This is a genomic window from Streptomyces inhibens (assembly GCF_022221585.1).
Taxonomy (GTDB): Bacteria; Actinomycetota; Actinomycetes; order Streptomycetales; family Streptomycetaceae; genus Streptomyces; species Streptomyces inhibens.
Genome location: NZ_CP084681.1, coordinates 9,479,296 through 9,490,695 on the forward strand (window position 1 = coordinate 9,479,296; position 11,400 = coordinate 9,490,695).

Here is an 11,400-nt window from a genome sequence, read left to right on the forward strand (position 1 = left end):
CTGGCGGCGTAGGGTCACCAGGCTTCTACGATCCCGCCTGATCAGGTGCCAGCTCTGGTTCGGCACCGCTGCCCAGTACGGCGATCTCCGCAGCAGAGGCGTTGCCTCCGGTGCACACCACCGCGATGCGTTGTCCGGCAAAGCCGTCCGGGTCGGCCAGTACGGCTGGCAGCGCGGCTGCGCCGGCGCCTTCGGCAAGGGTGTGCGCGTGACTGGCCAGCATGTCGTCGCTGCCCTTCACCTCCGACAGCAGCGTCGGATGCACGCGGACCAGGGCTGCCTTCGCCAGCCGTTCGACGGCTACTCCCGCTTCCAGGAGGAAGACGTCGGTGTGCCCCTCCGCATGGGCGTTCAAGGCGAGATGTGCGAAGTCCTTTGCGCCGGACAGCAGTTGCTCGAACGTGATGGTCGATGCCATGCCTCGGGCGTTACCGGCGCCTACAGATGGTCGCAGGCAGTTTCCGACGCGAGGCCCGAAGCGCTTCACGGCAGCAGGCCCGAGCCGCTGGCCGAGCCTGCTGCCGTGGTCACGCGAAGACGATGCCCTTCACCGCTGTGCGATCGTCCTACGGTGCGGTGTTCGGTGGTCAACGCGTGGGCGGCCGGGTCGGCCTGCTCTTGATCAACACCGCGGGCGGGGGCACCGGGCTGTACGGTGCGATGGCCACAGCGATGGCTTCGGCCAGCTCGTCGACGCTTTGCACCACGTAGCGGGGCGGGGTGATCCAGATCCGTGGCTCGGCATCGGGGTCGTCATGGTTGTGGATGATCTGTGCGTACCGTGAATTCCACTTTGGAGACCGGCCCACTCGGTGCGAGTGCCTGTTGAGCTATTGATTGAAAGAATCCCTGCGGTAGACGGGTCCGCGGCGGTCAGGATGCGTTCCACCAACGCCTGTTGGACTTGCGAAGGGTGTCCGGGTCTGTGGTACGGGCATGGTTCCGCAGCAAACGCAGAAGGGTGGTGAAGGCAGGGGTGACGGGGCGGGAGGCCGGCCAGGCGAACATTGCCGTGCATGGAGGCAAGTCGGTGACGGCCACGAAGCGGACGCCAGGCCGGGGCATCAGGTCCAGGCAAGTCTCGCTGACGAAGCGGATCCCGTGCCCCAAGCTGGCCAGGGAGACATACGACTCCAGGGTGGTTGCTGCGTGGTCGGTGTACCGCACCGGAGTCCCGTCGGGGCGCGGGTCGGCGGCCCAGAAGGCACGGTATTCCGGGTCCACGTGAGGCGAGAAGCCGATGACGGGAACGCCGGCCAGGTCAGCGAGGGTCAGCGATTCGCACTCGGCCAGCGGGTGGGTGTCCGGCATGCAGACGAACCGTTCCTCCGTGCCGAGCCAGAGCGTGTGAAGAGCCTCGGGTACGGGCCCGTAACAGATGACCCCGTCAACCTGCCTGTCCAGGAGCGCATCCACCTGCTCGGCATGGTCCACCACCCGCCACTCGATCTCGGGGCCCGAGTGGCGCGCACTCAGGTCGTCGAGGAGTAGCCGCAGCGCGGGAAGGGCGGTGATGTAGGAACCAAGCACCACCCGCTCCAAAGGCATGCGTGCTTGCGCCGACGCAGCGGTGCACAGGTCGTCAACGGCGTCCACCACGGCACGCACTCGCGGCAGCAGAGCCTTTCCGGCCGGTGTCAGCTCCACCCGCCGCGTGGACCGCTCCACAAGAACGACCCCCAGGTTCTCCTCAAGTGAGCGGATCTGCCGGCTGAACGCGGGCTGGCTGATGAACACCTGCTTGGCCGCACGGCCGAAGTGCAGCTCCTCAGCCAGCGCCAGGAGCAGACGCAACTGATGCGTGCTCGGACCCGTGGTCATGAATCCTCCCCCGCCGGGACGGTTGGTCGTCCGCCCGAGACTCATGCAGGGGAGGGTATCAGTTGGCTGTACTGTCACATCAAAAAACCCTTCCCAAGTAATTCTTGGCCCGTCAGGATGGAATGCGAAAAGAGGCGCCAGCCGGGTTTGGTGGGATCTCATACGAAACCCGGAACAGGCAATCGGATTCCAGATGCGAGGGCGGCACCCGCTGTCGGCCAACTGTCGTGTCGGGCCAAAGCATTGACCACCGGAGAGAAGCTCCGGGCAATGGGGGATTGGGACAACGTGAAGAAGACAGGCGTGCGCTCGGCAGGTGTCGGGCTCGTTGGCGTCGTGATGCTCTCCACCGCATCACCGGTGTTCGCGGCGGAATCGAAGGATTCCACCGCCGGTACCGCGGTGTCAGCGGCCCACGTTCAGAAGGCCCAGGGAGTCACCAGGCAGCAGAAGCTGGAGCACCTCTGGGAGTTGACCGCCAAGGGCAACATGAATCCCATGTGGTGGAAGGCGAAGTGGGCGGCGGAAGAAGGGCACGACAAGTACCGCTTCGACTGGTCGACTGACGGATGCAGCAACGCCCCGGACAGTCCGGGCGGGTTTCATTTCTATTCAGCGTGTATGCGGCATGATTTCGGCTACCGAAACTTCAAGAAGCTCCACGCCTTCAGCAAGGGCAACAAGTCGCATGTCGACAAGACCTTCCTCGATGACATGCAGCACGTATGTAAGAGGCAGTGGGGTCCTTACCCCGACTTCCAGCGAAAGGGATGTCTGAAGGTCGCCAAAAAGTACTACCAGGCGGTCGTGACCTTCGGGTACCTCAAGGTCTGAGCCAGGGTAGCCGCGAGTGTCGGTGCCCGCCCAACCGGCCCGGTCCGGTGTGCCCTCGGAGGGTCGCGCCGGACCGGGCCGTACCGTGGGTGTCCAGCGCCAGGACACCGGCAGCTCCGGCCGGATCGAGAACTTCCCAGGTCGCCGCCTACCTCGTCTACGCCGGCGAGCGGGGACACGCGGCGGTGGACCGGGAGCCGTACGTCCTGCGTTCCTGGACATTGCGACCCGGACTGCTGCCGGGCGGCCGGGCTCGGCGGACGCGGCGCGAAAGGGCAGCGCCTCTACGACTTGTCTCATGTGGTGAGTTTCGCGAGCTGCTTGTAGCAGGTCAGGGCTGAGGCCAGGCCGAGGAAGGCGAGAAAGTGGCTGCCCTTTCGTTCGTATCGGACGGTTGGCCGGCGGTAGCCGAACAGCCAGGAGATCGACCGCTCGATCTTCCAGCGGTGACGGCCGAGCCGCTCACCGGACTCGATGCCCGGGCGTGCGATCCGCGCGATGAGACCCCGGCTGCGGAGCCAGGCGAGGTGCTCAGCGGAGTGGTACGCCTTGTCTGCGCGGATCTTGACCGGCCGTCTTCGGCGCGGTCCGCGCCTGGAGCGTATGGCGGGTATGCCGAGGATCCACGGCTTGAACGCCTGGCTGTCGTGGACGTTCGCGCCCGAGACCGCGAGGGCCAGTGGGATGCCCTGGGCCTCGGACAGTACGTGTAACTTACTGCCGCTCTTGCCGCGATCGACCGGATTCGGCCCGGTCGCCCACCCCCCTTTTCGCGCGGACGGACGCCGCGTCGATGGGCAAAGCTCGACGGGCGGCAAGCCCAAGGGCAGCGGGGACATGGTCCCCCGGGACCAGATCGTGCCGCTCGTCACCGAGCTGCTCGATGCCGACCCTGATCAAGACCTCGGCGAGCTCCAGCTCCCGGTCCGTGACTGGCGCGGCGGGGGCGAGGTCGCCCGGTTCACGCAGTTCGTCTTGCCAGAGCTTCTGCAGCCTTCCTTGAACTGTCGGTTCTCGGGAGGGAGAGCTCAGTTTTGCGCGCCTCGCAGAGGTCATGGACTGTCGACTTCTACGACTTCCGTCGGGACCTGAGATGTCCCGATTCTGATCTACTCAGCACCTATGGAGACGTGCACGACTGGGCGAGGAGGAACGGGGCCCGTCAGGGGACACCCTTTCTGATTGCCCCGGATGGGAGGGCGGATCCGCGGATCAATCGGTTCTTCCGGGTCGGACCCGTGGTCGCGCGGCGTCCTCGCACATGGCGTCGGTACGCCTTCTCCCTGGTGGTGTGGCCGGAGTTCCTGGAAGCCTACGGACGGCAGTGGGATGAGGCTGCTGCTGAGGATTTCGAGGCTTTCAAGTACTGGCGCATGACCGATGACCGCAATGTGGGCCGGGTGCGGCCGCCGTCCTTCGATGCTGACCGTGCCGGCCTCAATGCCTTCTACACGTGGGCTTCGCAGCGCTACGGCGTGGCGAATCCGGTGACGACCCGGGACGTCGAGCCGACGGTGGTGGGATGGGGTGACCCGGGCAGGCGCCGGGATCCGGTTCGGCCGGCGGGCTCCCCGCGGCGGCAGGTGAAGTGGATGCTGTACACCGAACGACTCCTCAAAACAGCCGACCCGAACGTCCATCACGGCCAGGGCATGACCTGCGTCCACCGGCCCGAGACGGCGCTGTGTCGCACCGCGCGACTCGAAGCCGGGCTCTCGGCAGACGGCCCCGAGGAATCCGGATGAGCAGTGCCAGTAGCTCTCCCGCCGCAGGGTTACTGATGCCGCAGCATCGGCAGAGCACCGACTCCTTGAGGCCATCGATCCGTTCTCCGGCCCGGTTGCGCCAGGTGCATGGATAGCGAGCCACCAGCAGCACCGGCGTCTCGCAGCGTGGACAGGGAGGGGGCGTCCCGGAGGTCCGCAGTTCGCTAGCGGCCGTCTCGTCGGTCCTCGGCGTCATGCGAGCCCCGCCCACGCGTCAGCCCCGAAGGTGCCTTTCACATCGGATGCGACGGTGGTGGCGTCTACTTCGGCTTGCAGGGCGTAGACGGTCGTCTTGCGTGCGCTGCGGACGCTGAGGTGGACTGGGCTGTCACCTGGATGGTCCGCAAGGATGCGCTTGAGTTCTTTGACGGTCTGTTCGTTGATCCGGTGGGCGGGGAAGACAAGCCTCACGGGGGGTTTCCCGCCGTGCTCGGCGGAGGACACGTCCAGTACCGCGAGTTCTCTGCCGAAGATGTTCACGGTTCCGTCCCGGTCTTCAATCTTGCCCTTGACGGAGATGACGTTGTCTTCGGCCAGCGCGTGCTGCACGAGCTGGTAGGCGGCGGGGAAGAAGAGCACCTCGATGCCGGCATCACGGTCCGCGAGGTTCACGATGGCCCAGGCGCTGCCCTGTTTGGTCATCTTGAGCTGGATGCCAGTGATCAGACCGGAGAGCTGCACGTCCCCGGTGGTGCGGCCGGAGGCAAGCAGTTCGGCGATGGAACAGTCCCGTGCCCTGGAGAGGATGTGCTCGGCTCCGTCCAGCGGGTGGGCTGAGACGTAGAGGCCGAGCATCTCGCGTTCGGTCGCCAGGAGCTGCCTGCGGGGCCACTCCGAGTCGTCGATGGGGAAGTCGAGGCCGAAGGCCGGTTCGCCGCTTCCTTCGCCGCCCAGGTCGGCGAAGAGATCGTCTTGTCCGAAGCTTGCCGCTTTCTTCACAGGGATGATCGCGTCGATGGCGTCCTCGTGGATGGCGGTGAGGCCCTTGCGGGAATGCTCCAGAGAGTCGAAGGTGCCGGCCTTGATCAGGGACTCCACAGCTCGTTTGTTCAGTGCGGGCAGGTCGGCCTTGTCGAGGAAGTCGGAGAAGGCGGTGAATTTCCCTTTTCTGCGGCGGGCATCGACGATGGCCTCGATGACGTTGTCGCCGACGTTACGTACGGACCGCAGCCCGAACCGTACGTCGTCGCCGACGGCGGTGAACTCGGCGACGGACTCGTTCACGTCTGGCTGGAGGACGCGGACGCCATTCTTGCGGGCATCGGCGAGGTAGATCGCGGCCTTGTCCTTGTCGTCGCCGACCGACGTGAGCAGGGCGGCCATGTACTCGGCCGGGTAGTTGGCCTTGAGGTAGGCGGTCCAGTACGAGACGAGGCCGTAGCCGGCGGTGTGGGACTTGTTGAAGGCGTAGCCGGAGAACGGGAGCATGACGTCCCACAGGGCCTTGATGGCTTCCTCGCTGTACCCGTTGCCCCGCATGCCGTCATGGAACTTGTCCCACTCCGCGGCCAGCACCTCCGGTTTCTTCTTGCCCATCGCACGGCGCAGCAGGTCGGCGCCGCCGAGGGTGTACCCGGCCAGTTCCCGGGCGATGGCCATGATCTGCTCCTGGTAGACGAGCAGATGGAAGGTGTTGCCGAGGATCGGCTCCAGGGCGTCGCGCAGCTCGGGGTGAATCGGGGTGATCTCCTGGCGGCCGGTCTTGCGGTACGCGTAGTTGGTGTGCGCGTTAGCCGCCATGGGGCCGGGCCGGTAGAGGGCGTTGACCGCGGCGATGTCCTCGAACCGGGTAGGTTCCATCTGCTTCAGCAGAACGCGCATGCCGCCGCCGTCGAGCTGGAAGACACCGAACGTGTTGCCCTCGGCCAGCAGCCGGTACGTCTTGGCGTCGTCCAGAGGGATCACGACGGTGGACGGGGCACCGTCCAGGGGATCTACGGTGGCCAGGCTGACGCCCCGGTTCTCGCGGATGTTCTCGATCGCCTGGTCGATGACACCCAGGTTTCGCAGCCCCAGGAAGTCCATCTTGATCAGACCCATGTCTTCGCAGGACGGGTAGTCGAAGCCAGTGATCTTCACGCCGTCCGAGGCACGCATGTGCAGCGGGATGCGGTCGGTGAGCTTCGTCTTGGAAAGGATCACCGCCGCGGCGTGCACGCCGGTGCCGCGGGTGAGGCCCTCCACCCCGCGGGCGGTATCGATGACCCGCTTCACATCCTGCTCGTTGGCATACATCTGCCGGATCTCGCCGGCCTCGCCATACCTCTCGTGGGAGGAGTCGAAGACGGCAGCCAGCGGGGCGGACTTGCCGTTCTGGTCCGGCGGAAGGGCCTTGGTGATCCGCTCGCCATGGGCATAGGGGTAGCCGAGGATGCGCGAGGAGTCCTTGATCGCGTTCTTGGCCTTGATCTTGCCGAACGTGTTCACCATGGCGGTGTACTCCTCGCCGTACTTCTCGGTGACGTAGCGGACCATCCGGTCGCGCTGGCGGTCGTCGAAGTCGAGGTCCACGTCCGGCGGGTTGATGCGCTCGGGGTTCAGGAACCGTTCGAACAGCAGGCCGTGCTCCAAGGGGCACAGCTCGGTGATGCGGGTGGCGTAGGCCACGATCGAGCCGGTGGCCGAACCTCGGCCCGGACCGAGCGGGATCTTGTTCTCCCGGGCGTGGCGGCAGATGTCCGCCACGACGAGGAAGTAGGAGCTGAAGCCCATGGGACCGATGACCGACATCTCGGTCTCGAAGCGGTCCACGATGTGCTGGGGGACCGGGTCCCCGTAGCGCATCGCCAGACCCTTGAGGACTTCCCTGCGAAGCCACGACTCCTGCGTTTCGCCTTCGGGCACGTCCGGGAACTGCGGCATCTCGTCGACGTAGTCGAAGACCTCGTCATAGGACTCGATGCACTCGGCGATCAGCAGGGTGTTGTCGCAGGCTTCCGGAAGTTCCGAGAACAGGCTGCGCATCTCGGCGGCGCTCTTGATGTAGTAGCCGGAGCCGTTGAAACGGAAGCGGCCCGGGTCGTCCTTGTTCTTGCCGACACCGATGCACAGCAGGCTGTCGTGGGCGTTGGCCTGGTCCTCGGTGACGTAGTGCGCGTCATTGGTGGCCAGGAGGGGAATGTTCAGTTCCTTGGCCAGACGCAGCAGGCCCTCACGGACCTCACGTTCGATGTCCAGGCCGTGGTCCATCAGCTCCAGGAAGTAGTTCTCGCGGCCGAAGATCTCCTGGTAGGCCGCGGCAGCAGCCTTCGCCTCGTCATACTGGTTCAGCCGCAGGCGGGTCTGGACCTCGCCAGAGGGGCAGCCGGTGGTGGCGATGACGCCGTCCGGCCGTTCAGCGATCAACTCCCGGTCCATGCGCGGCTTTCCGGCAGGGAACTGACCCTCATAGCTGGCCTGCGTGCTGAGCCAGAACAGGTTCCGCAGGCCCTGGACGTTCCGCGCCCACATGGTCATGTGAGTGAAGCGGCCACCACCGGAGACATCCTTGGACCCTTCACCGTCCGCGCTCGTGGCGCGACGGCCTCCCGGCCCCCAGAACTCCTGCTTCCGGACGAACCGAGAGGAAGGCGCCACGTACGCCTCGATGCCGATGATCGGCCTGATCCCCTCGAAGCCCTTCGCGACCTGCGCGAACTCGTAGGCGCCGAACATGTTGCCGTGGTCGCTCATCGCGATCGCAGGCATCCCCTGCCGGGCCACCTCGCCGAACATCGGCTTCAGCTTCTGCGCGCCGTCCAGCATCGAGTATTCGGTGTGATTGTGCAGGTGAACGAAGGAATCCGGCACGTGTGGGTCGCCTCCGGGGTGAGTAGGAAGCCCCATCCCGGCCCGAGACGCGATGGTGGCCTTGTCGGTGGCCGACCGCACCGGCATCGGCAGATGGGTGGACGGCTCGACCCGTCGAGGTGCGGTCGCGCCGACGGGGCGGCCAATGGGTCGCACCGCCCGTGCGCGCGACCAGTCCGAGCCCCTTGAAGTGCAGGCCCGGCAGCCACCCGGCTGCCGGGCAGCACTCCTTCTGCCGCGCTGCTTGCGAAACCGCATGTTGACTAGAGACATCAAAGCGAGCGTGGCGTGCTGGAATCAAACAACTATTTCGCCGATCAGACTCAACGATTGGTTGTCCAACTAGGATGCTCGGCGTGGACCTCATCGCCGTGCGCACCTTCGTCACCGCCGTGGACGCGGGACAGTTCCAAGAAGCCGCCGCCAACTTGTCGATCACCCCGCAGGCCGTCTCCAAGCGCATCGCCGTGTTGGAGAAGGACCTCGGTGTGCAGTTGTTCAGCCGTACGGCCCGCGGAGCCCGGCTCACCATCGACGGGCAGGCGTTCCTGCCTTACGCCCGGGCTCTCCTCCAAGCCGAGGAACGGGCAGCCGCTTCCGTGCGGCCAGGGCGCCGGGCGTTGCGCATCGACGTGATCGGCCGCCGGGTCTCAGTGGCGGGTCTGCTGCGCGACTTCCACCGTGCGTATCCCGAGACCGATCTTGATGTCGTGACCCTCTTCGACTCCGACACGGCCATCGCCGCCGTCCGGTCCGGGACGATCGACGCGACCTTCCGCGCCGTGACCATGCCGGGCCGGCAGCTCCCCGACGGTATCGAGGCCACTCCGGTCTTCGACGAACCGCTGCACCTGTTCACCGGGCCGGCTCACGAGTTCGCGGCCGCCCGCGCGATCGCTCCCGCCCAGCTCGCCGGGCGCCGGATCTGGATGCCTGGCAACATGCCTGGCACCGAGTGGGCCGCCTACTACGACGAACTCGCCGCCACGTTCGGTCTCACCATCGACTCGGTCGGCCCCAACTTCGGTATCGAGCCCCTCCTCGACACGATCGCGAGCTCCTCGACATTGGCGACCTTCGTCAGCGAGCAGACTCCGCTGGTCTGGCCTGCCGGCCACGACTTGCGGCGCATCCCCCTGCACGACCCGACCCCGGTCTACCCGCACTCACTGATCTGGCGCACCGACAACCCGCACCCTGCCCTCACTGCACTGCGTAACCACCTCACCTCTGGATACCCCGGCCGCCCCGACAGCGGGTTCTGGACGCCGAAGTGGGCTCAGCGCACTTAGAACCGCCGAATACCCGGAGACGCCATGAGTCGGCTGGTCAGGGGGAAATGCCGGACGCTTCATTCCCTACTCCTCGTCGTCCTCGCACAAGCCATCCACCTCTGGCTCACGCAGGGGCCGCAACGTGCCACCCGCCGGGGTAGAGGCGCGGAAGGTGTAGCGGCCCAGGACGTTGAGGTTGGCGTGCTTGAGCGGGGACACCCGGGCGACGTCCTCGTCCAGGACGTCGCCCGGGTGTCCCGCTCAGCGGCGGGCAACGCTCGCAGTGCCTCGACGGCGGCGTCCAGGTAGCGGGTTGTCCACAGCACCACGGCGTTCAGGACCAGACCGAGCGCGCCGAGCTGGTCCTCCTGCCCCGACCGGTACGCCTGCATGATCTGCCCGCGCTTGCCGTGGCAGATGTCGCGGGCCAGTTTGTGCCTCGACTCCTGAATGGTGAGCTGCCGATTCATCTGCCGCCGGTAGGTGTCGTCCACCGGGTCGACGACCCGCAGCAGGTGTAGAGTCTTGCCGATCCGCTCCTGATGGCGATCTTGGCTATGCCGACGTACCCGGTGCGGGCGAGCGCCTCGACGAGATTCCCTGTCAAGTTCTTCCCGGAACAGGCCCCGTATCCAAGCGACGTTGCCGGACCGCTGGCAGTGGCATCAGCGCTCTGAGGGAAAGCTCATTCGCTCGTAAGTGGAGTTGGGCGAACTCGTCAGCGAGCAAGCCCATCATGACGACATCGTGATGCCGACCGGCAGAGAACACTTGGTCGCGGAGGCGACCTTCTTCAATGAAGCCGAGCCGACGTTGAAGTGACAACGATGCCTCGTTGTCTGCGAGAATCCGTGCTCCGCACTTATGAAAGTGCCGCTCGTCGAACATGAAGCGCAGCAGCATCACCACGGCTTCTGACGCGTAGCCTTTGCGCCGATAGCCAGCGCCCATCGTGACGCCGTACTCGAACCAACCCGCACGTGGATCAACGTGGTGCGATCCGACAGCACCGAATGGTTCGCAGATGCTGCAGAGGCCCTGGCGCCGCCGTGCTGTCCCGTGGATGTGGAGACGCCATCTTCCGGCCGAGACGCGTCGGGTGCCTGGCACGATGTCCGGAGGACGGCTGAGGGCGTGGGGCGATTGCGCGCCACAAACACTGACGGCACAGCGGGCGCGGATGGCTGAAATGACATCTATGGGGCTCCTGGTGCAGCGTAAGGCGCCTGCACAGTCCAGTGACAGCTGAGTCTGTAGGGAGCCCGCTGTTCACGCGGTGCGGTGGGAGGAAACGATCTCCTCGGGGCTCTGGCCGGGGATTCCGGCGGGGCCTCGCCCGCCTTCGCGAGTGATCCATTTTGGCCAGCTGGCGATTGTCTGCATGTGGAGTACTTCGAGAAATTGACGCACTTTAAATTTGGAGAAGTTCTGGCAGGAGAGCAAGACCAAAAGTGACGGGAGCGGGTCAGCGCTCGTGGCATTGCGGTCAGGGAAGGATGGAGGACCGCCAGGGGCACCAGAGACTCGTACTCCCTCGCGGAGAGTCCCACGGTCCTCCCCACCGTGCCGGCTTGGCAGTTCTTTCGAGGACAAGGCCAATGCGGCTGTGTGGACGGCCCGGTTCGACAACGGCCTTGAAGCGGAACGGGCACGATCCTTGAGGAGAGCACCGAGAATTCTGCCGGTCCGCACCTCACCAGAGCGTGAACGCACTCGTGACAAGGGCTGACTGGCCCTTTCCAGCTTTCAGCGGCGAGACCGCCCTACGTCGCTGATCAGAGCTGCCGAAGTGCCCTCGAGGTCAGCGCCGCTGACGTCGAGCTCCGATTACGTCCGTATACCTCCGCCCTGCCGAGCCGGGGCCCTTGAACCGCTAGCCGACGACCTGAGGGTTCGCCACAGACTTCTGGAAAGAT

Annotated in this window: 8 protein-coding genes and 3 pseudogenes; 4 read left to right on the forward strand and 7 right to left on the reverse strand. The window is 65.7% G+C overall.

What is annotated here, in order from left to right; translation table 11 throughout:
- Window positions 1–25: 25 nt before the first annotated feature.
- Both KI385_RS42720 and KI385_RS42725 read right to left on the reverse strand, forming a co-directional pair.
- The gene (locus KI385_RS42720) at window positions 26–418 is read right to left on the reverse strand and encodes a hypothetical protein (RefSeq protein ID WP_238577363.1); all 393 of its coding nucleotides are present in this window, start codon (window positions 416–418) and stop codon (window positions 26–28) included.
- 455 nt (window positions 419–873) lie between these two features.
- On the reverse strand, window positions 874–1,821 hold the full coding sequence (locus tag KI385_RS42725; protein WP_238577364.1) for a LysR family transcriptional regulator: 948 nt from the start codon (window positions 1,819–1,821) through the stop codon (window positions 874–876).
- A 270-nt stretch (window positions 1,822–2,091) separates the two neighbouring features.
- Between KI385_RS42725 and KI385_RS42730 the strand changes: the two genes are divergently transcribed.
- Window positions 2,092–2,655 carry a phospholipase gene (locus KI385_RS42730; RefSeq protein ID WP_238577365.1) on the forward strand — a complete coding sequence of 188 codons (564 nt, stop codon included), beginning with the start codon at window positions 2,092–2,094 and terminating at the stop codon, window positions 2,653–2,655.
- An 82-nt stretch (window positions 2,656–2,737) separates the two neighbouring features.
- A pseudogene (locus KI385_RS42735) lies at window positions 2,738–2,913 on the forward strand (IS701 family transposase); the annotation flags it as partial.
- A 38-nt stretch (window positions 2,914–2,951) separates the two neighbouring features.
- On the opposite strand, the gene KI385_RS42740 reads toward KI385_RS42735, so the two are convergent.
- Window positions 2,952–3,494 (reverse strand): transposase, encoded by a 543-nt coding sequence (locus KI385_RS42740; protein WP_238577366.1) that lies wholly within the window; start codon window positions 3,492–3,494, stop codon window positions 2,952–2,954.
- A 447-nt stretch (window positions 3,495–3,941) separates the two neighbouring features.
- On the opposite strand from KI385_RS42740, the gene KI385_RS42745 reads away from it, so the two are divergent.
- Complete coding sequence (locus tag KI385_RS42745) at window positions 3,942–4,400, forward strand: hypothetical protein (RefSeq protein WP_238577367.1); 459 nt, start codon at window positions 3,942–3,944, stop codon at window positions 4,398–4,400.
- Between the two features lie 13 nt (window positions 4,401–4,413).
- On the opposite strand, the pseudogene KI385_RS44855 reads toward KI385_RS42745, so the two are convergent.
- Together KI385_RS44855 and dnaE are read right to left on the reverse strand one after the other, a co-directional pair.
- Window positions 4,414–4,617: pseudogene (locus tag KI385_RS44855) on the reverse strand (DUF6300 family protein); the annotation flags it as partial.
- Window positions 4,614–8,210, reverse strand: a complete 3,597-nt coding sequence (dnaE, locus tag KI385_RS42750) for a DNA polymerase III subunit alpha (protein WP_238577368.1) — start codon at window positions 8,208–8,210, stop codon at window positions 4,614–4,616. The pseudogene KI385_RS44855 and the gene dnaE, both read right to left, overlap by 4 nt.
- Before the next feature lie 356 nt (window positions 8,211–8,566).
- On the opposite strand from dnaE, the gene KI385_RS42755 reads away from it, so the two are divergent.
- Window positions 8,567–9,502, forward strand: a complete 936-nt coding sequence (locus KI385_RS42755) for a LysR family transcriptional regulator (protein ID WP_238577369.1) — start codon at window positions 8,567–8,569, stop codon at window positions 9,500–9,502.
- A 66-nt stretch (window positions 9,503–9,568) separates the two neighbouring features.
- Here KI385_RS42755 and KI385_RS42760 read toward each other — a convergent pair.
- Both KI385_RS42760 and KI385_RS42765 read right to left on the reverse strand, forming a co-directional pair.
- A pseudogene (locus KI385_RS42760) lies at window positions 9,569–10,020 on the reverse strand (Tn3 family transposase); the annotation flags it as partial.
- 67 nt (window positions 10,021–10,087) lie between these two features.
- Entirely contained in the window at window positions 10,088–10,594 is a 507-nt protein-coding gene (locus KI385_RS42765; RefSeq protein ID WP_238577370.1) for a GNAT family N-acetyltransferase, read from the reverse strand.
- Window positions 10,595–11,400: the final 806 nt, after the last annotated feature.